The organism is Curtobacterium sp. MCBA15_009, from assembly GCF_001864895.1.
In the GTDB taxonomy this organism is placed as follows: domain Bacteria; phylum Actinomycetota; class Actinomycetes; order Actinomycetales; family Microbacteriaceae; genus Curtobacterium.
Genome location: NZ_MJGO01000034.1, coordinates 26,624 through 52,218 on the forward strand (window position 1 = coordinate 26,624; position 25,595 = coordinate 52,218).

The 25,595-nt window shown below is 74.1% G+C and carries 25 protein-coding genes; 11 read left to right on the forward strand and 14 right to left on the reverse strand.

Translation table 11 applies throughout. From position 1 onward, the window contains the following. Positions 1-4: 4 nt before the first annotated feature. Positions 5-1,972, reverse strand: a complete 1,968-nt coding sequence (locus BIU97_RS08020; protein ID WP_071297402.1) for a glycoside hydrolase family 127 protein — start codon at positions 1,970-1,972, stop codon at positions 5-7. 164 nt (positions 1,973-2,136) lie between these two features. Here BIU97_RS08020 and BIU97_RS08025 point away from each other — a divergent pair, with 164 nt between their 5' ends. The 7 genes from BIU97_RS08025 to BIU97_RS08055 all read left to right on the forward strand — a co-directional run bounded on the left by BIU97_RS08025 (position 2,137) and on the right by BIU97_RS08055 (position 10,527). Then, entirely contained in the window at positions 2,137-3,135 is a 999-nt protein-coding gene (locus tag BIU97_RS08025; RefSeq protein WP_071297403.1) for a LacI family DNA-binding transcriptional regulator, read from the forward strand. 571 nt (positions 3,136-3,706) lie between these two features. Further along, positions 3,707-5,413, forward strand: a complete 1,707-nt coding sequence (locus BIU97_RS08030) for a xylulokinase (protein WP_071297404.1) — start codon at positions 3,707-3,709, stop codon at positions 5,411-5,413. Beyond that, positions 5,410-6,126: an L-ribulose-5-phosphate 4-epimerase gene (locus BIU97_RS08035; protein WP_071297405.1), complete on the forward strand. Its 717-nt coding sequence runs from the start codon at positions 5,410-5,412 to the stop codon at positions 6,124-6,126. The genes BIU97_RS08030 and BIU97_RS08035 overlap by 4 nt, the downstream gene beginning before the upstream one ends. Continuing rightward, positions 6,123-7,652 (forward strand): L-arabinose isomerase, encoded by a 1,530-nt coding sequence (araA, locus tag BIU97_RS08040; RefSeq protein ID WP_071297406.1) that lies wholly within the window; start codon positions 6,123-6,125, stop codon positions 7,650-7,652. The genes BIU97_RS08035 and araA overlap by 4 nt, the downstream gene beginning before the upstream one ends. Positions 7,653-7,655: 3 nt before the next feature. Beyond that, positions 7,656-8,909: a D-arabinono-1,4-lactone oxidase gene (locus BIU97_RS08045; protein ID WP_071297407.1), complete on the forward strand. Its 1,254-nt coding sequence runs from the start codon at positions 7,656-7,658 to the stop codon at positions 8,907-8,909. Between the two features lie 103 nt (positions 8,910-9,012). Next, the gene (locus tag BIU97_RS18045) at positions 9,013-9,882 is read left to right on the forward strand and encodes a hypothetical protein (RefSeq protein ID WP_071297408.1); all 870 of its coding nucleotides are present in this window, start codon (positions 9,013-9,015) and stop codon (positions 9,880-9,882) included. A gap of 120 nt (positions 9,883-10,002) precedes the next feature. Continuing rightward, entirely contained in the window at positions 10,003-10,527 is a 525-nt protein-coding gene (locus BIU97_RS08055; protein WP_071297409.1) for a DUF2510 domain-containing protein, read from the forward strand. A gap of 34 nt (positions 10,528-10,561) precedes the next feature. Here BIU97_RS08055 and BIU97_RS08060 read toward each other — a convergent pair whose 3' ends face one another. Then, positions 10,562-11,518, reverse strand: a complete 957-nt coding sequence (locus BIU97_RS08060) for an ArsR/SmtB family transcription factor (RefSeq protein WP_071297410.1) — start codon at positions 11,516-11,518, stop codon at positions 10,562-10,564. 56 nt (positions 11,519-11,574) lie between these two features. Here BIU97_RS08060 and BIU97_RS08065 point away from each other — a divergent pair, with 56 nt between their 5' ends. Next, on the forward strand, positions 11,575-12,873 hold the full coding sequence (locus tag BIU97_RS08065; RefSeq protein WP_175472426.1) for an MFS transporter: 1,299 nt from the start codon (positions 11,575-11,577) through the stop codon (positions 12,871-12,873). A gap of 12 nt (positions 12,874-12,885) precedes the next feature. Here the strand turns inward: BIU97_RS08065 and BIU97_RS08070 are convergent, their stop codons facing one another. Together BIU97_RS08070 and BIU97_RS08075 are read right to left on the reverse strand one after the other, a co-directional pair. Then, complete coding sequence (locus BIU97_RS08070; RefSeq protein ID WP_071297411.1) at positions 12,886-13,371, reverse strand: DUF2087 domain-containing protein; 486 nt, start codon at positions 13,369-13,371, stop codon at positions 12,886-12,888. Beyond that, the gene (locus BIU97_RS08075; protein WP_083420858.1) at positions 13,371-14,693 is read right to left on the reverse strand and encodes a GNAT family N-acetyltransferase; all 1,323 of its coding nucleotides are present in this window, start codon (positions 14,691-14,693) and stop codon (positions 13,371-13,373) included. Before BIU97_RS08075 ends, BIU97_RS08070 begins: the two co-directional genes overlap by 1 nt. A gap of 80 nt (positions 14,694-14,773) precedes the next feature. Between BIU97_RS08075 and BIU97_RS08080 the strand changes: the two genes are divergently transcribed. Genes BIU97_RS08080 through BIU97_RS08090 form a run of 3 tightly spaced genes read left to right on the forward strand, consistent with a single transcriptional unit; the run spans position 14,774 to position 16,679 of the window. Next, positions 14,774-15,148 (forward strand): GntR family transcriptional regulator, encoded by a 375-nt coding sequence (locus BIU97_RS08080; protein WP_071260805.1) that lies wholly within the window; start codon positions 14,774-14,776, stop codon positions 15,146-15,148. Then, positions 15,133-16,023 carry an ABC transporter ATP-binding protein gene (locus BIU97_RS08085; protein ID WP_083420859.1) on the forward strand — a complete coding sequence of 297 codons (891 nt, stop codon included), beginning with the start codon at positions 15,133-15,135 and terminating at the stop codon, positions 16,021-16,023. The genes BIU97_RS08080 and BIU97_RS08085 overlap by 16 nt, the downstream gene beginning before the upstream one ends. Then, positions 16,020-16,679, forward strand: a complete 660-nt coding sequence (locus BIU97_RS08090) for an ABC-2 transporter permease (RefSeq protein ID WP_071297412.1) — start codon at positions 16,020-16,022, stop codon at positions 16,677-16,679. The genes BIU97_RS08085 and BIU97_RS08090 overlap by 4 nt, the downstream gene beginning before the upstream one ends. Before the next feature lie 241 nt (positions 16,680-16,920). Here the strand turns inward: BIU97_RS08090 and BIU97_RS08095 are convergent, their stop codons facing one another. The 10 genes from BIU97_RS08095 to BIU97_RS08140 all read right to left on the reverse strand — a co-directional run bounded on the left by BIU97_RS08095 (position 16,921) and on the right by BIU97_RS08140 (position 25,558). Then, positions 16,921-18,396 (reverse strand): cryptochrome/photolyase family protein, encoded by a 1,476-nt coding sequence (locus tag BIU97_RS08095; RefSeq protein WP_071297413.1) that lies wholly within the window; start codon positions 18,394-18,396, stop codon positions 16,921-16,923. 225 nt (positions 18,397-18,621) lie between these two features. Next, on the reverse strand, positions 18,622-19,941 hold the full coding sequence (locus BIU97_RS08100) for an MFS transporter (RefSeq protein ID WP_071297414.1): 1,320 nt from the start codon (positions 19,939-19,941) through the stop codon (positions 18,622-18,624). A gap of 53 nt (positions 19,942-19,994) precedes the next feature. Continuing rightward, positions 19,995-20,747, reverse strand: coding sequence for a signal peptidase I (locus BIU97_RS08105; RefSeq protein WP_139195965.1), 753 nt, complete (start codon positions 20,745-20,747; stop codon positions 19,995-19,997). Next, positions 20,744-21,607 carry a hypothetical protein gene (locus tag BIU97_RS08110; protein WP_071297416.1) on the reverse strand — a complete coding sequence of 288 codons (864 nt, stop codon included), beginning with the start codon at positions 21,605-21,607 and terminating at the stop codon, positions 20,744-20,746. The genes BIU97_RS08105 and BIU97_RS08110 overlap by 4 nt, the downstream gene beginning before the upstream one ends. Beyond that, entirely contained in the window at positions 21,604-22,197 is a 594-nt protein-coding gene (locus tag BIU97_RS08115) for a TasA family protein (protein ID WP_071260816.1), read from the reverse strand. The genes BIU97_RS08110 and BIU97_RS08115 overlap by 4 nt, the downstream gene beginning before the upstream one ends. Positions 22,198-22,276: 79 nt before the next feature. Next, positions 22,277-22,831, reverse strand: coding sequence for an alternate-type signal peptide domain-containing protein (locus BIU97_RS08120; RefSeq protein WP_071260819.1), 555 nt, complete (start codon positions 22,829-22,831; stop codon positions 22,277-22,279). Between the two features lie 357 nt (positions 22,832-23,188). Next, complete coding sequence (locus BIU97_RS08125; RefSeq protein WP_254782946.1) at positions 23,189-23,905, reverse strand: ornithine carbamoyltransferase; 717 nt, start codon at positions 23,903-23,905, stop codon at positions 23,189-23,191. Positions 23,906-24,300: 395 nt separating this feature from the next. Then, a complete protein-coding gene (locus BIU97_RS17620; RefSeq protein WP_071297417.1) occupies positions 24,301-24,771 on the reverse strand; it encodes a hypothetical protein in 471 nt (156 codons plus the stop codon). After that, positions 24,768-25,181, reverse strand: a complete 414-nt coding sequence (locus BIU97_RS08135) for a hypothetical protein (protein WP_071297418.1) — start codon at positions 25,179-25,181, stop codon at positions 24,768-24,770. Before BIU97_RS08135 ends, BIU97_RS17620 begins: the two co-directional genes overlap by 4 nt. Then, positions 25,178-25,558, reverse strand: coding sequence for a winged helix-turn-helix transcriptional regulator (locus tag BIU97_RS08140; RefSeq protein WP_071297419.1), 381 nt, complete (start codon positions 25,556-25,558; stop codon positions 25,178-25,180). The genes BIU97_RS08135 and BIU97_RS08140 overlap by 4 nt, the downstream gene beginning before the upstream one ends. Between the last annotated feature and the right edge of the window lie 37 nt (positions 25,559-25,595).

Below are 25,595 nucleotides of genomic sequence, written 5' to 3' on the forward strand. Positions count from 1 at the left end.
CGCGTCAGCGTGTCAGCGGCAGCCAGACGCGCATCGGCGCCGCACCCCGGTTGGCCCAGGCGTAGTACGGCACGGCGACCGCCGTCACCGCCGTCACACCCGGATCCGAGCCGGCCACGTCGTCGACGCCGGTCGTGTCGGCGGGGTGCGCCGCGCCTCCCGGTCGGTCCATCCGTCGGTACGGCCACGCGGACTGCTCGTGTGCGGCCGGGGCGGACCCCGGCACGCGCAGCGTGACGACGCCGTCGAGCAGGTCGTCGCGGTGCTCCTCGGTGATCGGCGCGTCCGCGTCGACCGTCAGGTCGTCGACGGTGAAGCCCTGCTGGTCCGCCTGCTCGACGGCGTAGACGAGCGGGCCGCGCTCGATCGCGACCTGCCCACGGGCGGCGTCGATGCGGGCGTCGGCGACCCAGCGGTGCGGGGTCGTGTCGAAGACGAGCTCGACGGTGTCGCCCGCGGTCCACGTGCGTTCGACCACGTGCAGCGTGCCCGCGGCGGGGTGGTCCCGGCCGTCCGGACCCGTCACGGTCGTGGTGTCGGACCAGGCGGGGATCCGCAGGCCCAGGGCGAGCGGGCCGTCCTCGGTGACCGTCACGCGGACACGGCCGTCGTGCGGGTAGCCGGTCTCGACGCGCACCGGGCCGAGGTCGGCGGTGGCGTACTGGTGGACCTGCAGGCCACCGTCGGTCACGGTCGCCAGCGAGCCGTCGAGGCTCGCGAAGGTGCGCATGATGTTCGGCGGGCAGCAGGCGCAGTCGAACCAGCCGCGGCGCCCGTGCGCGGGGGAGCGGTTCTCGTCCCGGTGCGCGTGGTCCCGCTGCTGCAGCGGGTTGACGTAGAAGTACTCGGTGCCGGCCAGGCTCACCCCGGCGAGGAACGCGTTGTACAGCAGGCGCTCGATCGCGTCGGCGTACACCGGCTTGCCGGTGGCGAGCAGCAGCCGCCAGGCCCACTGGACCCCACCGATCGCGGCGCAGGTCTCCGCGTAGCCGCGGTCCGTCGGCAGCTCGTACGGGTCGCCGAACGCCTCCCAGTCCCAGCGCGCCCCGAGGCCGCCGGTGATGAACGCCTTCGTCGCCGTCATGTCCGCGAACTGGCGCTCGCTCGCGGCGAGGAGCTCGGTGTCACCGGTCTCCACCGCGACGTCGACCGCGCCCGCCGCCAGGTACACGGCACGGACCGCGTGGCCCTCGACGGTCGTGGCCTGCCGCACCGGCACCCGGTCCGAGAAGTACGTCGGCTCGCCGCCGGCGCGCTCGATGATGCCGTGCCCGCGGGCGTCGACGAACCAGTGCGCCAGGTCGAGGTAGTCGCGGGTGCCGGTCTCGCGGTACAGCTCGACCAGGCCCATCTCGACGACGGGGTGCCCGTCGACGTCGGCTGTCCTGCCGGGGCCGTCGCCGAACGTGCGCACCAGGTGGTCCGCGTTCTTGATCGCGACCTCGAGCAAGGCGGTGTCGCCCGTCGCGCGGTGCTGGGCCACGGCGGCCTGGTACAGGTGCCCGGCGCAGTACAGCTCGTGGCTCCACTTGAGGTCGGTGTAGCGCTCGCCGCCGCTCCGCACCTGCTGCACGGAGTCGACGTAGCCGTCCTCGGCCTGCGCCCGTGCGTACAGGGCGGTGACCTCGCGCTGCAGCTCGAGCAGGTCGTCGGCGGGGGCGCGGCCGTACTCCCACGCGACGGCCTCGAGCCACTTCGTCACGTCGGAGTCCATGAACACCGGGCCGACGGCCTCGCCCTGCTCGAGCCCCGCGGCGATGCGCAGGTTGCGGAAGTTGCCGGCCGCCTCGAGCTGTCGGTGGCCGCTCCGCACCGCGTCGCGGCCGTTGCGTTCCTGGCGGAGCGCCCAGAAGCCGCCGGTGATCCGGGCGTCGCCGGCGGGCAGCGGGCGGAGCACGGCCCGCGCGTCGGCGGTCGGGAGGACCGGGGTCGCGGTGCGCGCACGGCGGTCGGTCGCGAGCGTGGTGGTCATGTCGCCTCCTTGCGATGTGACGAGCGGCGCCGGCGCCGGTGCCGGTGCCGGAAAACGCTTTCTGTCGCCGACGGTACGACACGCAGCAGGAGGCGCGCAAGGGCTCGTCCCCGCCGGTTCCGTATGATCGTGGGCACCACCCGACCGCCGGAAAGGGGTTTGCCGTGACCGTGGAGCGCATCGTGCGGCCCGTCCGGATCACCGACGTCGCCGCGCTCGCCGGGGTCTCGATCGGCACCGCGTCGAAGGCCCTGAACGGCACCGGGCAGCTGCGGGAGTCCACCCGGCAGCGGGTGCGGGACGCGGCCGACGCGCTCGGCTTCGTCGGGGACGCCCGGGCCCGTGCGCTGTCCTCCGGTCGGACCTACACGGTCGGCATGATTACCACGGACTCGTTCGGCCGGTTCTCGATCCCGGTGCTGCTCGGTGCCGAGGACGCCCTGTCCGCCGGGCAGATGGCCGTGCTGCTCTGCGACACCCGCGACGACCACGTGCGCGAGGCCCACTACCTGCGCTCCCTGGCGGCCCGCGGCGTCGACGGCATCATCGTGACCGGCCGCTCCGCCGACGCCCGACCGCCCATCGACGTCGCCATCCCCGTCGTCTACGCGTTCACGCCGTCGACCGACGCCGCCGACGTCTCGGTCACGCTCGACGACGCAGCCGGATCGTCGGCGGTGGCGTCGCACGTCCTGTCGCTCGGACGGTCCCGGGTCGCCGTCGTCACCGGGCCGTCCCGCGCGCGGTCCGCGGTCCGCCGGGTCGAGGGTGCGTCGGCGGCGCTCGGGACACACCTGGTCGCCGAGCCGATGTTCGGCGAGTGGTCGGAGCGCTGGGGGCGACAGGCCGTGGACCTGCTCGCACGGCAGTCGCCCGACGTCGACGCGATCCTGTGCGGCAGCGACCAGATCGCGCGGGGCGTGTGCGATCGGCTTCGGGAGCTCGGCCGGTCCGTGCCGGGCGACGTCGCGGTCACCGGCTTCGACGACTGGGACGTGATGGCCCTGGCGTCGCGCCCGCCGCTGACCACCGTGGACCTGCGGCTCGAGGAACTCGGTCGCGTCGCCGGCCAGGCCCTGCTCGCCCTGATCGACGGCGGGACGGCCTCGTCGGCGTCCGTGACCCCGTCGCTCGTCATCCGCGAGAGCACCGTCGGCGCGTAGCCCGCGGGGGTGGCGGTCCGGTGCCGGTGCCGGTGCCGGCGGTCGCTCCCGACCGGTCACGACACCCCGTCACCCGTGGCCGAGCGGTCACGACTCGTCGCTCGGCGCGTACTGAGCCGACCCGTCGTGACCGCTCGACGGCGAGCCAGCGGGTTGTCGTGACCGGCACGCGCGCCGTCGTCGGGCCTGTCGCGGTACGGCGGATCGGGACTCGCGCGGGCGTGGGCTGTCGGGTGGTCCCGACTCGCGCGGTCTGGGCTGTCGAGTGGTCGGACCTGCGCGGGTGCGGGGCGCTCGGCGGTCGCACGACGTCGTCACGCTCTTCCGTCGAGCGGTCACGACCTACCGTGGGTGAGGCGTCGAGTGGTCGGGAACGGTCGGCTGCGGATGCGCCGGACGACGATCCGTGACCGGTCGGCGGAACTGAGCGGGGTGTTCCGACCGCTGGGGGGAGGCGGGCGGACGAGTGCAACTGGCAGCTCCGCGCGGCGCGCCGGGCGTTGCACGGGTGAGCGCTCACGTGCCAGGATGTGAGCGCTCACGGAGAACGACGAGGTTCTGGGAGGAACGCATGGGCGACGACCGTCGACACCAGGTCGAGCACGGCCGGACGACGTTGGGGATCGAGCTCGGCTCCACCCGCATCAAGGCGTGCCTCGTCGACGAGGACCTCGTGCCGATCGCCGCCGGGTCCCACGAGTGGGAGAACGCGTTCGTCGACGGCCGCTGGACCTACTCGCTCGAAGCCGTCGAGACCGGTCTCCGCGCCGCCTACGCCGCCCTCGTCGCGGACGTCGAGGCGCAGTACGGCGTCCGCCCGACCACCTTCCGCGCCGTCGGGGTGAGCGCGATGATGCACGGCTACCTGGCGTTCGACGGCGACGGCGACCTGCTCGTGCCGTTCCGCACCTGGCGCAACACCTCGACCGGCCCGGCTGCCGAGCGGCTGAGCGAGGCGCTGTCCTTCAACGTCCCGCTCCGGTGGTCGATCGCGCACCTGTACCAGGCGGTCCTCGACGACGAGCCGCACGTGCCGTCGATCGCCGGCGTCACGACGCTCGCCGGGTACGTGCACCGCCGCCTGACCGGGCGGAACGTGCTCGGGGTCGGCGACGCGTCCGGCGTGTTCCCGATCGAGGGCGGCCCCGTCGACAGCGGCCCGGGGGAGCCCGGAGCCCGCGACTGGGACGCCGCGATGCTCGCCACGACGCAGGAGCTGCTCGGCGACCGGGTGCCCGACCTGCGCGCGCTGCTGCCCGAGGTCCTCGTCGCCGGCGAGGACGCGGGCGCGCTCACCCCCGAGGGCGCCGCCTGGCTCGACCCGACCGGGACGCTCGAGGCCGGCGTGCCGCTCTGCCCGCCGGAGGGCGACGCCGGCACCGGCATGGTGGCGACGAACGCGGTCGCACCCCGGACCGGCAACGTCAGCGTCGGAACGAGCATCTTCGCGATGGTCGTGCTCGAACAGCCGCTCAGCACGCCGCACGAGGAGCTCGACGTCGTCACGACGCCGTCGGGCGACGCCGTCGCGATGGTGCACTGCAACAACGGTGCGAGCGAGATCGCGGCGTGGGCGCGGGTGTTCGGCCGCTTCGCCGAGGCCGCGGGCGAGCGGTCCGGCAGCACGCCGCCGGACCTCGACACCGTCTACGCCACCCTGCTGGCCGAGGCGGAGCACGCCGACCCGGACGCCGGCGGCCTGCTGTCGTTCAACTACCTGGCCGGCGAACCCGTCACGCACGTCGAGGACGGCCGCCCCCTGCTGCTGCGCACCCCCGGCGCCCGGTTCACCCTCGGCAACCTCGTGCGTTCCGAGGTGCACGGCGCCTTCGCGACGCTGGCGATCGGAATGGACGTGCTGCACGGCGAGCACGTCCGGGTCGACCGGATGACCGCGCACGGCGGGCTCTTCCGCACGCCGGGCACCCCGCAGCGGTTGCTCGCCGCGGCGCTCCGCGTGCCGGTCGCCCTCGAGGAGACCGCCGGCGAGGGCGGCGCGTGGGGCATCGCCGTCCTCGCCGCCTACCTCGAGCACACCGACCAGCAGCTCGCCGACTACCTGTCCGGCACGGTCTTCGGCGGTGACGCCGTGCACGTCGCCGAGCCGGACCCCGCCGACGTCGACGGCTTCCAGACCTACCTGGGCCGCTACCGGGCCGCGCTGCCCGTGCAGGACGTCGCCGCGGCGGCGACCCGCACCAGCGCGACCACGCGCCCGGTCGAGCAGACCGACGGCGCCGACCCGCGCCTCCCGGCAGAGCAGGAAGTGACCCGATGACCGACACCGACACGACCGACGCGACCACCCGGCGGGCCGTCGCCGAGGCCCGCGAACGCGTCGCCCGCCTGCACGGCGAACTCGTGCGCTACGGCCTGGTGATCTGGACCGGCGGCAACGTGTCTGAACGCGTGCCCGGCACCGATCTGTTCGTCATCAAGCCGAGCGGGGTGTCGAGCGACGACCTCACCCCGGAGAACCAGGTCGTCTGCACCCTCGACGGCGTGCCGGCCGAGGGCTGGGGCAACGCGCACGGACCGTCCAGCGACACCGCGGCACACGCCCACGTGTACCGGAACATGCCCGAGGTCGGCGGTGTCGTGCACACCCACTCGACGTACGCGACGGCCTGGGCCGCCCGCGCTGAGGCGATCCCGTGCGTCATCACCGCGATGGCGGACGAGTTCGGCGGCCCGATCCCGGTCGGTCCGTTCGCGATCATCGGCGACGACTCGATCGGCCGCGGCATCGTCGACACGCTGAGCGGGCACCGCAGTCGCGCGGTGCTCATGCAGAACCACGGCGTGTTCACGATCGGTCGCGACGCGAAGGACGCCGTGAAGGCCGCCGTGATGTGCGAGGACGTCGCGCGGACGGTGCACATCGCCAAGCAGGGCGGCGAGGTCGTGCCCATCGACCAGGAGAACATCGATCGACTCTTCGATCGCTACCAGAACGTCTACGGACAGAACCCCGAAGGAGCGCTCTCATGACGCACGTCGTCGACCCCGCCGAAACGTTGGCGGGCTACGAGGTCTGGTTCCTCACCGGATCCCAGGGGCTCTACGGCGAGGAGACCCTGCGCCAGGTCGAGGAGCAGTCACGTGCGGTCCACGCGCAGCTCGAGGGCGCGCTCCCGGTCAAGCTCGTCTGGAAGCCCGTGCTCAAGGACGCCGACGGCATCCGCCGGGCGCTCATCGAGGCGAGCGCCGACGACAAGGTCATCGGCGTGACGACCTGGATGCACACGTTCAGCCCGGCGAAGATGTGGATCGGCGGGCTGCAGGCCCTCACGAAGCCGCTGCTGCACCTGCACACGCAGGCGAACGTCACGCTGCCGTGGGCGGACATCGACTTCGACTTCATGAACCTCAACCAGGCTGCGCACGGCGACCGCGAGTTCGGCTACGCCCTCGCCCGCCTCGGCGTCCGGCACGCCACGGCCGTCGGGCACGTCTCCGACCCGCGCGTCGTCTCGCGGGTGGAGAACTGGACGCGCGCCGCAGCCGGTGCGGCCGCGGTCCGTGAGCTCAAGCTCACGCGCTTCGGCGACAACATGCGCTACGTCGCCGTCACCGAGGGCGACAAGACCGAGGCCGAGATCGAGCTCGGCGTGCAGGTCAACACGTGGGCGGTGAACGAGCTCGCGGCTGCGGTGGACGCCGCCGCTGCCGACACGGCCGCCGTGGACGAACTCGTCGCCGTCTACGAGCGCGACTACGACGTCGACCCCTCGCTGCGCAGCGACGGCGGCGACCGTCACGCCGCGCTCCGCGACGGCGCCGCCATCGAGCTCGGTCTCCGTGCCCTGCTCGCGCAGAACGGCAGTGCTGCGTTCACCACGAACTTCGAGGACCTCGGCACGCTCAAGCAGCTGCCCGGCCTCGCCGTGCAGCGCCTGATGGCCGACGGCTACGGCTTCGGCGCCGAGGGCGACTGGAAGACGGCGGTGCTGGTCCGCGCGATGAACGTCGCCGGCGCGGGCCTGCCCGGTGGTGCGAGCCTGATGGAGGACTACACCTACGACCTCACCCCGGGCGCCGAGAAGATCCTCGGTGCGCACATGCTCGAGGTGTCGCCGACGCTCACCACCACGACGCCGACGCTCGAGATCCACCCGCTCGGCATCGGCGGCAAGGACGACCCGGTGCGCCTGGTCTTCACCGCCGACGCGGGCGAGGCCGTCGTCGTCGCGCTGTCCGACACCCGCGACGGGTTCCGCCTCACCGCGAACGTCGTCGACGTGGTGCCCCCGACCGCGGCCCTGCCGAACCTGCCCGTCGGCCGCGCCGTCTGGGAGCCCCGCCCCTCGTTCCCGGTCGCCGCCGAGGCCTGGCTCACCGCCGGTGCCGCCCACCACACCGTCATGACGACCGCCGTCGGCCTGCAGGTCGTCGAGGACCTGGCGACCATGGTCGGCACCGAGTTCCTGGTCATCGACGAGCACACCACCGCCCGCGGGTTCCGCGACGAGCTGCGCCTGCAGCAGACGTGGCACCGTCTCGACCGGGGGTTCTAGACCGTGGCGGCGCGCACGAACTGGGCCGGCAACGTCGTCTACCGGGCGTCGGCGCTGGCCCGGCCGAGCACGGTCGACGAGCTCCAGCAGCTCGTCGCGACGACCCCGCGCCTGACGGCGCTCGGGTCGCGGCACTCGTTCAGCACGATCGCCGACACCGACGCCGACCAGGTGACGCTCAGCGACCTGCCGCCGCTGTTCGAGATCGACACCGACCGCCGGGTCGTGCGCGTGGCCGCCGGTTCGACGCACAGCCAGGTGGCGGCCGGTCTGGAGGCCCGTGGCTGGGCACTCGGGAACCTCGCCTCCCTGCCGCACATCTCCACGGCCGGGGCCGTCGCCACCGGCACGCACGGCTCCGGCACCCGGAACCCGTCCCTCGCGCAGGCGGTGGTCGGCCTCGACGTGGTCCGTGCCGACGGCTCGCTCGCACGCGTGGACGCCGCGACCCCGGACGACGCCCTCGACGTGCACCGTGTGGCGCTCGGCGCGCTCGGCGTCGTCACCGCGGTCGAGCTCGCGATCGAACCGACGTTCCACGTCGCCACGACCGTCTCGCTCGACCTGCCGTGGGACGCGGTGCTCGAGCACTTCGACGTCGTCGTCGCCGACGGCTACTCGGTGTCGCTGTTCACCTCGTTCGACGACCGCGGCGCCCGGCAGGTCTGGGTGAAGCACCGCCTGGGCGAGACCGCGCCGACGGTCGACCTCGTCGCCCTCGGTGCGCGCCCGGCCGACGGTCCGGTGCACCCGGGCGAGAACGACCCGGCCGGCGTCACCGAGCAGGGCGGCGTGCCCGGCCCGTGGTCCGAGCGCCTGCCGCACTTCCGGTCCTCGTTCACACCGTCGACGGGGGCGGAGATCCAGGCGGAGTACCTGGTCCCCGCGGGCTCGGCGGTCGCGGCGCTGCAGGCGCTCCGGCCGCTGCGGTCGGTGTTCGAGCCGATCCTCATCGCGGCGGAGGTCCGCACCATCGCGCCCGACACGGCCTGGCTCGCGCCGTCGTCCGGCCGGCAGTCGGTCGGGCTGCACTTCACCTTCCGCCGGGACGCCGACGCGGTAGCGGCAGCGGTCGAGCGGATCGAGGACGTGCTCGCGCCCTTCGACCCGCGGCCGCACTGGGGCAAGGTCGCCGCGATGGACCCGGAACGGCTGCACGCGGCCTACCCGCGCCTGTCGGACTTCGCGGCGGTCGCGCGGGACCTCGACCCGACGGGACGCTTCCGCAACGCCTACCTGGCGCGTGTCCTGGCCTGAACCCGGTCGACCGGCGCTGCTCACAGGCGCTTCGGATGGCTTGCCGGGCTGATCCACCGGGGCGTTGCTGAGCGTTCACATGTGCGAACGCAAAGGTCGGTGCATGGCGAACCTCAACCGCATCATCGGCATGGCCGGCAAGGTCATCGACAAGCAGCTGCAGAAGCGCGGGAACGGCGGGCACGGCGCACCCGGCGCCGGCTCGGGGCGTGGGGGGACCGACTGGCGCGACGTCGTCCGGAGCGCCGCGGACCGGCTGACCGGCGACGAGCGCGACCGGCAGGCGCAGCGGCCGGCGGACCCGTTCGGGCAGCAGCAGCACGGGCAGCAGCAGTCCGGGCAGCGGCCGGTCGCGCAGCCGCGGCGGGGACCGGCCGACCCGGACGCCGTCGCGATCGCCAAGTACGACTACCTGCTCCGCACCGCCCCGCCGGAGCAGCTCGAGCAGGTCCACCACGACGCCTTCGCGCGGCTGACCCCCGCGCAGCGGCAGCAGATCCGGGACCGGCTGAACTCCGAGCTCCCGCCGCACGAGCACCTGCGTGACGACTCCGCCGGTGGCATGGCCCGGGCGATGACCCGCGGCGAGGTCGCCCAGCCGGGGTTGGTCCGCCGTGTCCTCGGTGGCGGATCGGCCGGGGGCGGCCGCGGCGGCCGCGGCGGCGCGTTCGTCGGCGGCGCGGCGGTCGGCGCCGGGGCGATGGCGCTCGGTGGCCTCGGGGCCGCCGTAGCGGGCGGTGCCGTGCTGAGCGCTGCAGCGAGGCCGGTGCTCGCCCAAGCCGCGGACCTCGGCGTCGACTTCGACGGCATCGCGTCCGGCCTCGGCGACCTCGGTGCCGCGGACCTCGGTGCCGCGGACCTCGGTGGCGCGTTCGAGGGGGTCGCCGGCGAGGGCGAGCAGCTCCTCGGCGGGTTCGGCGAGCAGGCGTCGGACCTCGGCAACGACTTCCTCGGCGGCCTGTTCGACCGCTGAGCGAGCCGCACCGGTCGTCCGGACCACGGCCGGGGCCGCGCGTCGTGGCACCACCACGGGGGCGTGTGCGCCGACCGGTCGCCCCCGTAGTGTCGTCGACGGCAACGGAGGGGGAGCACAGTGACGCTGCCGATCGCCGGGTGGTACCCGGACCCGCAGGACCCGCAGCGCACGCGGTGGTGGGACGGTACCCGTTGGGGTGCCCAGGCGCCCGCGCCGGTCGTCCCGGTCCCGCCGCCGACCCCGGTGGTGACCGCACCCGCCCCGGCCTGGACCCCCGCGCCCGTGTGGGAGCAGGCACCGCGGCCGCCGGCGCCGTCCGCGTACCGGTCCGTCCCGATCGCTGCGGCCGCACCGGTCCTCACCGGGCGCAAGGCCCGGATCGCGAAGGACCGCGCGACCCGTGCGATCAACCCGTACGGCTACGCCGGCCTCGTCCTCGCGCTCCTCGCCTTCATCGTGAACGTGTTCGCGATCCCCGGGATCCTCGGCCTCGTCTTCGGCGCGATCGGCCTGGCCCGTGCCGGCCAGCTCACCGGTCAGCGGATCACCGGCTTCGGGGTCTCACTCGCCGCGATCATCCTCGGGCTCGTGGCGTCGGTGTTCTTCGCCGTCCGCATGGCGCAGGTGGCCGCGCTGCTGTGACGGGCGGGAGCGGCGCAGGACACCCGCGTCGGTCTCACTCTCGGGCGCTCATCGCGTCGCCGACCGTGCTCCGGTAGTACAGCACCGCGCGCCCGTAGCGCGTCCGGTTGAGCAGGCCACCCCGTTCCATCACGCGCAGGTGCTGGTTGACGGCCGAGGTCGACACCCCGAAGCGCACCGCGAGGTCGGTCGACGACGCCGGTTCGCCCAGGGCGTCGAGCAGCGCCGCCCGGGTCGCACCGAGCAGGTCGCGGACGGCGCCGGCGTCCGGGTGCGGGGACGTCGACCACATCGCGCCCTGTCCCCGCGCCGGGTACATCACGGTCGGGGGCTGGTCGTCGTCGATCGGCACCGACGCCCGGACGACGAAGACCGACGGCACGAGCGTGAGCCCCTCGCCGGCGACCGGTCGGTCCCGCGCGATCGGACTGCTCAGGCGGACGTCGAGCAGCCGGCCGTCGTACCGGACGGCGTCGGACAACCCGCCGAGCACCGCCCCGATGCCGGCGTGTGCGGCGGTCCGGGCCCGGTGCGTGATGTCGGACTGCATGACGGCGCGCATGCGCGGCCAGTACGGGGCGAAGCAGAGCTCCCACGTCGTCGCGAGCGCCTGCTGCAGGCGGCCGACCACGGCATCGTGCCGACCGGTGAACACCGCCGGCACCGTCCCGTGCACGCGTTCCAAGTCGGCGTGCAGGCGCCCGCGGGTGATCCGGCCGAGCGCCGCGAGCTCGTCGTCGATCGAGGTCAGGGCCGACGCCGGACGAGGGTTGACGAAGTCCGCGACCCAGCGCCGGTCGTCGACCAGGCCGAGCAGGACCTCGTGGTCGAGCAGGGGCCGCACGGCGGCGATCCGGTCGAGCCACGGACGTTGCAGCGGGTACCGGTCCGGCGCACGGAAGGCACGGAGCCCGAGCCCGAGCTCGGACAACGGCGAGATGCCGAACCGGATCGACGAGACGTCGGCGGGTTCCAGGCGGTACCGGATCATGAAGCCCCACGCTACATCGGTTGTCGCGGGTCGACGGGTGCTGGGAGAACTGGACCGTGAGCAGCGCCACCGAACCACTCGTCCCGATCCGCACCCTGGTCCGGCAGGATGCCACCCTGCGACGGCTGCTCATCGTGACGCTCGTCGACACCCTCGGCCGCGGCGCCTTCTTCACCCTCACAACGCTCTACCTGACGACCGTCGTGGGGATCGCGCCGGTCGCGGTCGGCCTCGGACTGACGGTCGCCGGAGCGGTCGGGGTGGCCGCCTCGCTCGTCTTCGGGCACCTGGCCGACCGGTTCAGCTCGCGGCGGATGCTCGTGTGGCTGCACCTCGTGCAGGGCCTCGCACTCGTCGGCTACGTCCTCGTGCACGACCTGCCGACCCTGGTGCTCACCGCCTCGATCGCCCTGTTCGCACAGCAGGGCGGCAGCTCGGTCCGGTCGGCGGCGGTCGGCCGGGCCTTCCCGGGTGCGGAGCGCGTCCGGGTGCGCGCGACGATGCGCACCGTGACGAACATCGGCATCGGCGTCGGCACGGCGGTGGCGGCGATCCCGTTGGCGATCGGCACGGGTGAGGCGTACCGGGTGTCGATGGTCGCCGCGGGCGTGCTCTTCGTCACGTCGGCGTTCCTGGTGCTCGGCCTGCCCGCGTCCCGGACGGACGCGGCACCCGCCGGCCGCACCGACACGGGCACGATCGTGGTGCAGCCGCTCGACGGACGCAGCCCCTACCGCGACGTGCGCTTCCTGGTCGTCACCGCCCTGACCGGGGTGTTCGGCATCCAGTTCGGCCTGTTCGAGGTCGCCGTCCCGCTCTGGGTCGTCCAGCACACCGTCGCACCGGACGTGCTCGTGTCGCCGCTGCTGCTCGTGAACACCGTCGCGGTCGTGCTCCTGCAGGTCCGGATGAGCCGTGGGACGGACAGCGTCGCCGGGGCCGGTCGTGTGATGCGTCACGCCGGGTGGCTGATGGCGCTCGCCTGCCTGCTCTGGGCGGCGGCCGGGTGGGTGCACGGCGACGACTGGCGGCCGGTCGCGATCGCAGCGGGTGTCCTCGTGCTCGCGGCGGTCGTGCACTCGCTGGCCGAGATCACGTCGAGCGCCGCCGGGTGGGCGCTGAGCTTCGAGCTCGCGCCCGCCGACCGCGTCGGTGCGTACCAGGGCGTCTACGGCACGGGCTACGCGCTCGGGGCGATGGTCGCCCCGACGGTCGTCACGGTCACGGCGATCGACCTCGGGACGCCGGGGTGGGCGGTGCTCGCGGTCGGCTTCCTCGCCGCGGCGCTCGGCATCACCGCGGTCGCGCGGCGCGCAGCTCGTGCCGACGCTGTCCACGTCGACCCCGTCGGCTGAGCGGGAGAGGCCTCAGCGACGCTCCTGAGCCGGGCGGGACCCGGCCTGCACGAGCCGGTAGGACGCACCGTCGGCGGTCCGCTCGAGCACACCGAGGTCGACGGCGTCGCGGCGGACGAGTGCGACGTCCTCGGCGACCATCGCGATCGCGGCGTTCAGCACCGGCTCCGGCACGGCGCGTGCGGGTCCGAGTCGGGCGAACACGAGCTCGACGATCCGGATCGACAGCGAGTGCCGCTCGTCGGCCCGCAGCGGCATCCGGCCGATCCGGTCGAACTCGAGCAGCGCCGCAGGCCCCTGCAGGTCGCGCAGGTCCTGCGCCGTCCGGCCGAGCGCGGCACCGTCCGGGCCGTCCTCGCCCAACCAGTCGAAGGCCGCGATCGCGGCGCGGGTCCGGTCGTCGAGTTCCGCGCCCCCGACCACCGCGGCGCGCAGCGTCGGGCTCGCCAGGACCGCGACGGCCTGCCGGGCCCGGGCGAGCGACCCGGCGGCGTCCATCAGAAGTACGTGATCCCGTGCGGCGTGCGCGGCGGGGTGAGCATCGCGCGGAGCAACTGGACCGCCGCGGGGTCGGCGGCCTGCACGAGACCGGCGGCCGCGAGCGTGACGGGGGAGACCGACCCGATGAGCAGCGCGCCGAGCTCGGCGACGTCGAGCCGGACGTCGGCCGCGGCCACGTCGACGTCGTCGGCCAGGCGCGTGACGGATCCCGTGCCCGACGTCACGTCGAGGCGGTACGTGCCGGTGGTGAAGCCGAGCGCGTCGCTGACCCCGAGGGTGAGCGAGCCGTCGACGGCGAACGGTCGCGACGCGAGCACCGCCGCCACGTCGAGCACGCGGAGCCAGACGTGGTCCTCCTCGTGGTCGACGTCGTACGCGCGGTTGTCCCCGAGGGCGGCGACGATCGGGTCGTCGAGGCGCGACCGGTTGTACCGGACGACGTCGTTCAGGTCGACGGAGAGCAGGAACTCCCACAGCGCGGTGTACGCCCGGTCGTCCGTGTACACGAGGTCGACGACCTCGACCGTGGTGTCGGCGCCGCGTTCCTCCTTCACGCGCCAGGTGACGTAGCCGTCGAGCTCGTCGGAGCCCTCGGCCCGGTGCACCGCGGCCCGGACGTCGTGCACCGGCTTGCCGTCCTGCCCGCGCAGCCCGAACACGATCGGCCAGGTGCTGCGGTTGCGGACCATCGAGCCCGGCGTGCGCGCGTGGAAGCGGTCGAACAGCTCGCGGCCGGGGCCGTCGGCGAGCCACTCGGGCGTGACGACGGCGACGGAGCCGGTCGCGGGGACGAGCAGGGGCAGGGCGCGCTCGCGGCGGACGTGCACGGCGCGCTCGCGGATCGCACTGCCGAAGCCGAAGCGGCGGTAGATGGTGCCCTCGGACGCGGTGAGGGACGCCACCGCGTAGCCCTCGGCGGCGCCGCGCTCGAGCGCGTGCGTCATCATCCGGCGCAGGATGCCGCGGCGGCGCTCGGTCGGGCGGACGGTCACGGCGGAGATCGCCTGCGTCTCGACCGACGAGCCGTCGCCCCAGCTCAGGGCCTTGGGGAACCACGTGAAGGTGCCGGCCGGCCAGGTCTCGTCCACGGAGCCGGGGAAGGGCTCGCGCACGTACACGCCGAGGAAGGTCTCCCCGTCGGCGATGAAGTCCGCTGCCATGCGCGCCGCGCCCTCGGCGTCGGGGTGCGCTTCGTGGAAGCCGAGCCCGACGGCGCGCATCCACGCTTCCGTCTCGGCGGTCGGCGCCCCCTGGTCGTCGGTGCTCGGCGCGAACTCGCGCAGGTCGTAGCGGTCGTCGAATGCGTCGTTGCTGGCCACGACCCGACCCTACCGGGGTTGACGGCGCGGATGGGTGGTCGTACTGTAATGGTGTACATACACAGTTGTCAGGGAGGAACGTGCGGATCATCCTGTCGAGCACCAGTTCGGTGCCGATGTACGAACAGATCAAGACCCAGGTCCGCAACGCCGTGCACGCGGGGGAGCTCACCGAGGGGGCGCTGCTCCCGTCGCTCCGCCAGCTCGCCCTGGAACTGCGGGTCAGCGTCATCACCGTGACCCGCGCCTACAACGACCTCGTGGCCGAAGGGCTCGTCCGCAACGAACACGGACGCGGCTTCGTCGTCCGCGCGGTCGACGCCGACCAGGCCGACAGCGCCCTGGCGGCACGACTCGACACCGCCACCGCGGAACTCGTGTCCGCGGCCCGGGCGGCCCGCCTCACCATCGACGACATCCGACGGAAGGTCGAAGACGCATGGAAGCAGCACTGAACGACGACGCCATCAGCATCCGGGGCGTCCGCAAGCAGCAGGGGACATTCGCACTGCGCGACGTCGACGTCACCGTCCCGACGGGCTTCGTCACCGGCCTCGTCGGCCAGAACGGCGCCGGCAAGACGACCCTGGTCAAGTCCGTGCTCGGACTCGTCGGCGTCGACGCGGGGACGATCACCCTGTTCGGCGACGCCGACCCGCTCGACGCCGCCGTCCGGGACCGCATCGGCGTCGTGCTCGACCAGGTGACCGCAGCGCCGGAGTGGCGGGTCGGATCCGTCGGCAAGCGCGTCGGGCTCCTGTACCGCCGGTGGGACGAGCGCCTGTTCCGCGACCTGCTCGACCGGTACGACGTCCCCGTCGGCAACCGCGTCGGCGGGCTCTCCCGCGGTCAGACCGTCAAGCTCTCGCTCGCGATGGCGCTCGCGCACCACCCGGACCTGCTCGTGCTCGACGAGCCATCGAGCGGACTCGACCCCGTGGCCCGTCGGCACCTCGCCGACACCGTCCGCGAGTTCGTGCTCGACCCCGGGCACACGGTGCTCTTCTCCACCCACATCACGGCGGAGCTCGACGACCTCGCCGACCACGTCGTCGTGCTCGACCACGGCGAGGTCGCCTACTCCGGCGCGCTCGACGACCTGCACGAGCGCTTCGCCGTGGTCCGCGGCGCCGGCGCCTTCCCGGAGGCGGCCCGCCCCGCGACCATCGGGCTCCGGAACGAGCCGAGCGGCCGGTGGGAGGGGCTCATCCGGGTCGACGACACGGTCGCGTTCGGACCCGAGGTCGTCATCGACCGCGCGACCACCGACGACGTCGTCGTCCACTTCGCCGAGCACCGCGAACCGACCCGGAAGGAGCTCGCAGCATGAGCACCGCACTGGCCCGCTTCACCCGTTTCGACCTCACGACGATCGCCCGCACGCAGCCGCTCCGCGTGCTCCTGCCGCTCGGGTTCATCATCGTCTTCTCGGTGGTCTTCCCCGTCCCCGGCACGGGCATCGTCATGGGAGCCGCGATCGCCGCCGTCTCGGCGTCCATCCCGTTCCAGGGCGACGAGCGCGGTCGGCTCGACACCCTCTACGGCATCGCCCCCGTCGGCCGCACGGCGGTCGTGCTCGGGCGGTACGTCTCGATGGTCGTCTTCGCCGTCGTCGCCCTCGGCGTCGGGGTCGCAGCGACCCTGGCCGTCGCCGCCGTCCGACAGCAGGACGTGGCCTGGCCGTTCCTCGCGACCATGCTGCTCGTCGGCGCTGGCGCCGTCTTCGTCGCCGTCGCCGTGCAGCTGCCGTGGTTCTTCGCCCTCGGCTACACCCGGGGACGGCCGATGGTCTACATCCCGATCGCGGTGATCGCCGTCGGCGCCTTCCTGGTCGGTCAGACCGGTCTGATCGGGTCCTCCGGCAGCCCGGCGGACTTCGCGGCCCCGTCCGGGGCGGTCGCCGTCATCGTGCTCGGGGTCGGCGTGGTGCTGCTCGCCGCCTCGGCGGCCCTCGCGGTGCGGCTCTACCGGCGCCGCCAGCTCTGACCGGCACGACCCGCGGCCGTCCGCGCACCGGCGGCAGCCGGGACACGTTCCGTCCCCGTCCGCGCGCCGGCGGCAGTCGGGACACGTTCCGTCCCCGTCCGCGCACCGGTGGCAGTCGGGACACATTCCGTGCCCGTCCGCGCACCGGTGGCAGTCGCGACGCAGCCCGGGATGCAGCCCGGGACACGCCTCTGGACGCCCCCCGGGCAGGGGGACCCAGCCCCGTCGCGGGCGGGAGCCGTCAGGGCCGGGTGCGCCGGGCCTCCTGGGCGACCACCGCGTCGAGGTCCGGCAGCCGGCGCATCTGCTGCAGCGGCCGGACCATCCGGGGGTTGTCCCGCAGCGCGTCCTCGGCGCGCGCCAGGAAGGCCCAGTACCCGGCGGTGAACGGGCAGGCGTCCGCGCCGACCCGCACGGTCGGGTCGAAGCGGCACCCGCCGCAGTGGTCGGACATGCGGTCGATGTAGCGGCCGCCCGACGCGTACGGCTTCGTCGCGACCATGCCGCCGTCGGCGTGCTGGGACATCCCGATGATGTTCGCCGGCATCACCCAGTCGGTGCCGTCGACGAAGACGTCGGTGAACCACTCCGTCAGGTGCACCGGGTCGTAGCCACGCTGCAGCGCCCAGTTGCCGAGCACCATGAGCCGCTGGATGTGGTGCAGCCAGCCGTGGTCGTGCAGGCCCTGCACGGCGGTGCCGAGGCAGGCTGCGTCGATCGCGGAGGCGTCGAGCTCCTGCCACCAGTCGGGCAGCGGCTCGTGTGCGCCGAGGGCGTTCTCCGAGGCACCGTACTCGTCGCCGAACCACCAGTAGAGGTGCCAGACGTAGTCGCGCCAACCGGCGACCTGCCGCACGAACCCCTCGACACTCGCGAGCGGCGCTGCCCCGGTGCGGTGTGCCTCGAGCGCCGCACCGACCACCTCGACCGGGTCGAGCACGCCGAGGTTCATCGGCACGCTGAGCAGCGAGTGCGCCATCGTCCAGTCGTTCGTCAGGGTGGCGTCCTCGAACGGACCGAAGTCCCCGAGCCGCACCGCGACGAAGTCCTCGAGCGCGAGCCGGGCCTCGTCCGCGGTGACCGCGAACCGGCGTCGGTCGTCGCGGCCGACGAACCGGACGAGGCCGTCCCGCTCCCACCGGTCCAGGTCGTGCCGGACCTGCTCGTCGACGTCGTCCTCGTCCGGCCACCACGGGTCGGGCAGCCCGAGGGTCGTCGCGCCCCGCGGCGGCGGCTCGCGGTTCTCGTCGTCCAGGCTGAAGCGCCCGCCGACCGGCCGGTCGCCGTCCATGAGCCAGCCCTCGCGGCGGCGGACCCGCTCGTAGTGGGCCTCCATCCGGAAGCGCCCCGTGCCCTGCGCCGCCCACTCGGCGAACTCGGCCTCGTCGGTGACGAAGCCGCGGCTCGGCAGGATCTCGGTGTCGTGCCCCCAGTGCCGCACCTCGGCGCGCATCGTGCGCGAGGGCGGGTCGACCACCTGCAGGCCGCTCCGCCCGGCGAGGGCCTGACGCAGGGTGTCGACCTGCACGTGCTCGGCGCGGTCGCCGAGCTCCCGGACGCGGTGCCGCAGCGCGCTCAACCACAGGTGTGCCTTCGCACGGTGGACGGGTCGGGCCGCGAAGAACTCCCGGGCCTCGACGACGAGCGCGGGGCCGCCGTCGTCGAACAGGGGACCGTACTGGCCGGGCAGGACCAGGCGGCGGCGCGCTTCGGGCATGTCAGGACGCTACCGACGACCGCTGACGGTCGCGCCTGCACCCGACCGATCGACGGACGGGAGGCCCGGGGCGGCGCCGCCACGCGCCTCCCGTCCGTCGTCGCGGTGCGACCAGGTCGCCTGCCACGGCCGTCCTGCCGGTACCGGTCGGCGACCGGAAACGGGACCGGGACCGAAACCGAAACCGAAACCGGGACCGGGACCGGGACCGCGCGGCGTCCGCCGTCAGGCCTCGCGACCGACTGGTCGCCGGACGGAGCACCACGCGGCCGCGGCCAGGGCGAGGACGGCCGCGGTGCCCCAGCCGGCGGCCGGGCTCGCGGCGGTCGTGACGAGGACGACCACCGACGTCCCCACGGCCGTCCCGAGCTGGGCGCCGGTGTTGACGATGCCTGCGGCGCTGCCCGCCAGGGTGCCACCGACCGAGGTGCCGAGCCCGGTCGCGCTGACCGAGGCCGCGGCGAGCCCGAGGCCCAGGACGGCGACCCCGCACCCGATGCCGAGCCAGGACCCGCCGGCGACCACGAGGACGACGTTGCCGGTGCCGACGACCAGCAGCCCGCCGGCTCCGAGCCGGTCCGGACCGAGGCGGTCCGCCAGGCGCCCCGTGACCGTCGACCCGAGCACCACCGCCAGGCTGAAGGCCATGAGCGTCAGTCCGGAGAGCAGCGCCGGGATGCCGAGCCGGTCCTGCAGCACCAGGGTCGCGACGACGGACGACGAACTGGTGGTCGCGGTGTTCACGAACGACTGGGCGGTACCGCGACGGAGCGGACGGGCGGCGAATGCTGCTCGGGGCACCAACGGCGACCGCGCGGTGCGGAGTCGCCACACCAGCGCCGCCGCGACCAGCACACCGACCAGGAGCAGCCCGGCACCGGCCGCACGGCTGGTCGACCGTTCGAGCAGCGCCGTACCGGCGACCACGGGCATGACCGCGGCGACCAGCAGCACCGCGCCGAGCACGTCGAGCGGAGCGCGGTCGCGATCGCCGGGTTCGTCGTGCACCACCAGGAGCACCCCGGCGGCGAGTGCCGCGGCGACGGGCGCGTTGACCCAGAACACCGCGGGCCAGCCGAGCGCCGAGGTGAGGACCCCGCCGACCAGGAACCCGGTGGCGCCCGCCGCCGCCCCGACCGCGCTCCACGCGGCGAGGGCGCGCGACCGTGCCGACGGTGCCGGGGTCGCGTGCAGGAGCAGGCGCAGGGCCGACGGGGCCGAGACCGCGGCGGCGGCTCCCTGCACCGCCCGGGCGACCAACACCTGCGGCAGGGTGTCCGCCGTCCCGCCCACCACGGACACGGCGCCGAAGGCCGCGATGCCGACGAGCAGCACCCGACGGTGTCCGTACCGGTCGCCGAGGCGGGCACCGAGGACGAGCACCGCGCCGAAGAACATCGCGTACGTCGTGGCGACCGGACCGGCTGCCCCGGCGTCCGCGCCGACCCCCTCGAGGATCGCGGGCACGGCCGTCACCACGCTCGTGACGCCGAGGACGTCCACGAACTGCACCAGGCACAGGACGGTCACGACGGCGGGACGCATGCCTGCACCGTACGTGACGTCGGCTCACTGTGTCGCTCGGGGACGGCCAGTCGTCAGCGACGTCCGCTCGGCGCGGCCCGTCGGGTGCCCCGACCGCGCTGGTGCCGGGGAAGTGCCGCACCGTGCAGGCGGCGCCCGGGGCCGGAACGGCGGGCGGTCCCGACGTGACGCCGCCGGTCGGTGCTGCCGGTGCTGTCTGTGCTGTCTGTGCTTTCTGTGCTGCTGCGCCGTCGTCCGTGCCCGCGCTGCCCGGACGAGCGCCGGACCGCGGCCGTGACACCCCTCGTGACCAGGACCGCGCCCCAGGCGATGAGCGCCACGGCGACGGTCGGCACGAGCCAGCCGCGCGCGCCGTTCACGGCCTGGTTCACGTACCCGACCACCGGGACGCTGTACCAGACGACGCCACGCACCTGGGCGGAGGACACCGGAGCGTCCGCCTCGGCGTTGGCGTCGCCCTTCGTCGTGAACGTGGACGCGCCGTCGGAGGACCGCGCGACGGCGACCACCCGGTGGCTGACGAGCGCCTGTTCGCCGGACACCGCCTGGTAGGTGACGACGTCGCCCACGGCGATGTCATCCGGCGGGGTCGGCCGGACCACCAGGAGCGTCCCGGGTGGCAGGGTCGGTTCCATGGACTCGGTGAGGACGGTCAGCGGCACGGACCCGGTCGCCTTCGGCACGACGACGAGCACCGCGGCGAGTCCGGCAAGCAGCAGGAGCAGGCCGACACCGAGACCGCCGGCGACGGCGCGTGCGACGGGCCACCACGCGCTGCGGCGGACGTCGGCACCGCGGGCGGTCACGCGCCGCACCGGATGGTCGTCCCGTCGGGGTCCGCGGAGCGTGTGACCGGACCCTCGCCGGCGACGGTCGTGGTCGGACGCCCGGCGTCGTCGAGGACCTGCACGACCACGGTCTGCGTGCCGTCGGCGGGCAGGTCGTCGGCGCGGACGGTGAGCTGCCCCGGGCCTGTGCCCGTCGGCGACCCGACGGCCGTGCCCCCGACGAACGCGCCGTACGGGGTCGTGTCCGGTCGCGTCGACGTGGGCCACGTGATGTCGACGGCGGTGCCGTCGCGCTCCGTGCAGGTGATCGCGGGTGCGGTGTTCAGGTAGAACCCGCTCCGGGACGCGTCGGACCGCCACGTCCCCGTCGTGCTCACCGCGCTGACGACGATGTTCGCGCTCGACTCGGCCGGCGTCCCGGCCTTCGGGGTGCTCCGCGTGCACCAGACCGCGCTCCCGCCCACCGCGAGCGGTGTCGTCAGGCTCGGCAACGCGGCCCACGTGCCCGAGACCGAGCCGGAACCGACCGGGGCGTCGTCGGTGCAGGCGCCGACCGACGGCACGCGCCACGCGACCACGTCGATCCAGGACGCGAGCGGTTCGGGCGTGCCGCTCGGGGACGACACGGTGGTCGTCGTCGTGCCCGCGATGTTCCCGGGGTTCCGCAGCGTGACGGCCTTGGTCACCGAGGGGGCCAGGGAGGAGAACGTCGAGGACGTCGCGCCGCTCGTGGCGAGCGAGGTCGCCGGCTTGCCCATCGTCGTGCTCGACCCCGTGTCGCGGCTGGTCGACCAGAGCGCCCAGGCCGTGCCGGACCCGCTCGCGAGGAGGACCGAGCAGACCAGGACGGCGAGCAGCAGGCGCAGCCGGCCGCTCACGGTGCCACCTGCGTGCCGCTGACGGTCAGGGTGAAGTCGGTGACGGCACCGGACACCGACTGCGGGGCGTCCGTCGACAGGGCGACCTCGATGCAGGCGGTCCCGGTGGCTCCGACGGGGAGTGTGTAGTACCCGCTGCCGGTGTCGAACGAGGCGAGCGGTCCGCGGGCACCGCCGAGTCCCGGTCGGCACGACGACGCGGAACCGACGCTCGACAGGTGCAGCGTCTGGGAGCCGAGGACCTGCGCGTCGGTGGCGTTGCCCCAGGTGACCTCGGTCGACGACGTCACGACCCGGATGGACAGCGGGACCGTGCCGGAGTTCCGGACGGTGAACGTGCCGGTCGTGCTGGTGCCCGGGCCGAGGGCGGGTGTCCGTGTGGTCGAGAGCGCACTGACCGACAGCGCGGCCGTGCCCGACCGGATGGTCGCGCCCTGCGTGGTCGCCGAGGCGTTCCACAGCGCGTACGTCCCGCCGGACCCGAGCAGGGCGACGAGCACCCCGGCGGTCAGGGCGGCCGCCGTCGTCCAGACCCAGCGGTGACGCCGGGGCGCGCGGTGCCGCCCGGTCGGACGGGCCCTGCCGGTCATGCTCGTGGCCTCCGTGTGGTGTGACGGTCGACGATGGGGTGGGTGCGGCCGGCGCCGGACGTGCCGGCCGCCGCGGACGTCAGGAGCCGATCGTGCGCTGCTGCAGCGTGAAGGTCAGGCCGCTGACATCGACGGTGCCGTCCTGGCCGGTCTCGGCGGACTCCGGCAGGGCGATGGTGAAGAGGACCTCGACGGTCGTCGTGGCGTCCGACGGCGCGACGTCGAAGGTGTTCGAGCCCGGGTCGGACTGCGTCACGGCACCGCTGTCAGAGGTGACCGACAGCGTCCGTTCGGTCGCGTCGACGAGGGCAGGGTCACCGGTGATGCTCTGCGGCTGGTAGGTCAGGGCCGCGGACATGTCGTCGCCGGTCGCCTCGACCTGGAGCGTCTGCCGGAACCGGTAGGTGTTGCCCGGCACCATGCGCACGTCCGCCGGCCGGATGACCGCGGAGCGCCCGTTCGTGACGTCGGTCCACCGACCGTCGTCGACCGCGTGCAAGGACAGCGTGCCGGAGGCCACGGTGCCGGCCTGGGTGGACGCCTCCGCGTTCCAGAGGGCGAAGGTGCCGGCGCCGCCGAGGAGCAGGGCGATGCCGGTGGTACCGGCGATGGCGCCGGTGACGATCTTGTGCACGAGGGTTCCGTTCCTGCGCAGCGCACTGCGCTTCCGGGCAGCACTGTGGTTCGGGTCGGCGTGCTGCGGTGACGGTGTCTCCGGTCCAGGGGGACCGCCGGCTGACCGGTGCCGGTGCGGATCCGCGGGCCCCGGTTCGATGACACGGAACGGGCCCGGATCGCGCTTGAAGACGACCGTACGCCCGCCCACGAGCGCGGGCACCGCGAATCATGCGCTTGCATGCACCCAGAACAGGGGTGATTTTTGTCCGCCCTTGTGCGGACCGGCTTGTACCCCGATTTCACCGGGAGATCTGGGCGCGCCCGTGATCACCTCGAGCACGCGTCACGCGGTCTCGGCACGATCGGCGCACGGTCACACCGCGAGGTCGAGGCAGTACGCCATCACGGCCTGCTGCACGGGCAGCAGCGCCGCCTTGAAGCCGTGCCCGACGAAGGCGCGGTGCTCGAGCGCATCGGCGGTCGCCTCACGCCCGCGGATGAACGGCGGGCACGGAGCGAACCGCACGCCCGCCGGCGCGTGGTCCAACAGCTCGGCGGTGACACGGTAGGGCGCCAGCTGGTCGCCGTGCGCCCCCGGACCGTCCGTCAGCACCACGTCGGCGGAGCGGATCGCGGCGTCGAGGTCCTCGTCGAGACGGACGCCCGCCATCGCGAGCGCCGCGGGGCAGCTCTGCACCAGGTCGAGGCCGAGGACCTGCGCCGCCTCGCGCCAGGCCCGGCCGATGTTGCCGTCGGCGCCGACGAACAGGAACCGCAGGGACCGCGGATCGACGCCCTCGGCACGCAGCGCGAAGAGGTCGGACAGCACCTCGCAGGGGTGGTCGACGTCGGTCATCGCGTTCACGACCGGCAGGACCCCGGCCGCCGCCAGCGCCTCGGCGACGCGGACGTCGCGGTGCCGCACCACGACGAGGTCGGCCCAGGACGACAGGTACGCGGCGACGTCCGACAGGTCCTCCGGCTTGTCGAGCGTCTGTTCCGGGAACAGGATCGGCTGCAGCCCGAGCAGGGTCGCCCCGCGCTCGAACGACACCCGGGTCCGCAGGCTCGTGGCGGGGAAGAACAGCACCGCGCAAACCGTCCGTCACCGGCCCGCGACCTGCGCGGTAGGCGTCCGCGAGCGCGAACACCTCGTCGACGTCGGAGGCGGACCAGTCATCGAGTCGGACGAGCGAGCGCATCCGACCACCGTACGGGGCCGCCCGGTCGTCGCCCTGGTGGCCCGTCGTCCGCACCGTCCGGCGGCCGTCACGGTGACCGGCGTCCGGACGGGAGGCGCGGGGCGGCCCCGCACCGCGCCTCCCGTCCGTCGACCGGTCGCGACCCGCGCGCCGGACGGGCGCCGCCCCGCCACCACCACAGGTGCCGGGGCGCACACGGTGCGCCATCCTGGTACCGGTGGGAAGGGGACGGGACGTGGCGGACGCAGCACCTCCGGGCATCGCCGCGGCGATCGCGGTCGCGTCAGTCGGGGGTCCGCTCGCGGCTGAGCGCGACCGCGAGCGCCAGCCGTGCCGACGCGAGCAGATCCGGATCGCCGTCCAGCCGCAGCTCGACCACCCTGCGGAAGTCATCGACGGCGCGGTCCGCCCGGCCGGCGGCGAGCAGGGCCTTCCCGCGGTGCTGGCGCATGACGGCCTCGTGCCCGGTGCCGACGCACTCGGACACCAGGGCGTCGTACTCGGCGACCGCGGCATCCGTCTCACCGAGGTCGCGCAGGCAGTCGGCCCGCAGCGCGCGCACCCGGCGCGACGGCTCGTGACCGTCGAGCAGGTCGATCGCGGCCGCCGCACCGCCGCTCCACAGGAGCTCGAGCGGCTCCGCCAGCGGGTCGCCGGTCAGACCGAGACGGAAGGCGCGGAGGTCGGTGATCTCCGGGCGCAGGTCGTCCGCTCGGATCACCCAGCCCGGCCCACCGACGACGTGCGCGGTCACGGCCGGGTCCGGAACGGCCAGTCGGCCGGGTGGGTGAAGGGCGTGGCGACCACCTGGACGGGGTCCTCGTGGACGACGTGTCCCGGTGTCCGCGTCCGGAGCTCGACCCATGCGACGCCGTACCGGTCGAGGAGCGCGAGGTACGGCTCGCACAGCTGCAGGCAGGACGCGGCACCGTCCCGGAACCAGGACCGCGCTCCGGGGTGCAGCACCGGGTCGTAGCAGTCGGGTGCGACGGTGGTCGGGTCCGCGTAGTGCTCCTCGGCCCGCGCGTTCGCGCGCGCGAGCCAGTCGCGGTCGGCGTCCTCCAGCATCCCGTCGTGGCGCAGGCCGTTGGCCAGGGCGAACACCCCGGGGTGCCGCCAGTGCCGGTTCGGCACCGCGCTCTGGTACCGGACGAACCCGGTCACGCGTCGAGCCCGTCGTCGAACGTGCGTCGTGCGTCCTCGATCGCCGGCATGTGTCGGGACGCCCACGCCAGGATCACTTCGACCGGTGGCCGCAGGGTCTTGCCGAGCGGCGTGATGCGGTACTCGATCGCGACCGGCCGGGTCGCCAGCACGACACGCTCGACGATGCCGTTCCGCTCGAGGCGGCGGAGCGTCGCGGTGAGTGACTTCTGCGTGACGGCGGGGATGCGGCGTCGGAGTTCGCTGAAGCGTGCGGGGCGCTCGCACAGTTCGTTCAGCACCTCGAGCGACCACTTGTCGAGTACCTGGTCGAGGAGTTCGCGGTGCGGAGCGCTGATCGCGAAGCGGGAAGCAGTGTCGTGGGCGGTGTCCGTCACGAAACCCAGTCTCGTTGAAGTGACCGCCGGACACCAG

What these genes read in the sequence shown, in the direction of transcription:
- BIU97_RS08095 (WP_071297413.1), bottom strand. Translation starts at nt 18,396, where the DNA reads ATGCCCGAAGCGCGCCGCCGCCTGGTCCTGCCCGGCCAGTACGGTCCC.
- BIU97_RS08060 (WP_071297410.1), bottom strand. Translation starts at nt 11,518, where the DNA reads ATGATCCGGTACCGCCTGGAACCCGCCGACGTCTCGTCGATCCGGTTC.
- araA (WP_071297406.1), top strand. Translation starts at nt 6,123, where the DNA reads ATGACGCACGTCGTCGACCCCGCCGAAACGTTGGCGGGCTACGAGGTC.
- BIU97_RS08085 (WP_083420859.1), top strand. Translation starts at nt 15,133, where the DNA reads ATGGAAGCAGCACTGAACGACGACGCCATCAGCATCCGGGGCGTCCGC.
- BIU97_RS08035 (WP_071297405.1), top strand. Translation starts at nt 5,410, where the DNA reads ATGACCGACACCGACACGACCGACGCGACCACCCGGCGGGCCGTCGCC.
- BIU97_RS08030 (WP_071297404.1), top strand. Translation starts at nt 3,707, where the DNA reads ATGGGCGACGACCGTCGACACCAGGTCGAGCACGGCCGGACGACGTTG.
- BIU97_RS08070 (WP_071297411.1), bottom strand. Translation starts at nt 13,371, where the DNA reads ATGGACGCCGCCGGGTCGCTCGCCCGGGCCCGGCAGGCCGTCGCGGTC.
- BIU97_RS08100 (WP_071297414.1), bottom strand. Translation starts at nt 19,941, where the DNA reads ATGCGTCCCGCCGTCGTGACCGTCCTGTGCCTGGTGCAGTTCGTGGAC.
- BIU97_RS08020 (WP_071297402.1), bottom strand. Translation starts at nt 1,972, where the DNA reads ATGACCACCACGCTCGCGACCGACCGCCGTGCGCGCACCGCGACCCCG.
- BIU97_RS08115 (WP_071260816.1), bottom strand. Translation starts at nt 22,197, where the DNA reads ATGACCGGCAGGGCCCGTCCGACCGGGCGGCACCGCGCGCCCCGGCGT.
- BIU97_RS18045 (WP_071297408.1), top strand. Translation starts at nt 9,013, where the DNA reads ATGGCGAACCTCAACCGCATCATCGGCATGGCCGGCAAGGTCATCGAC.
- BIU97_RS08090 (WP_071297412.1), top strand. Translation starts at nt 16,020, where the DNA reads ATGAGCACCGCACTGGCCCGCTTCACCCGTTTCGACCTCACGACGATC.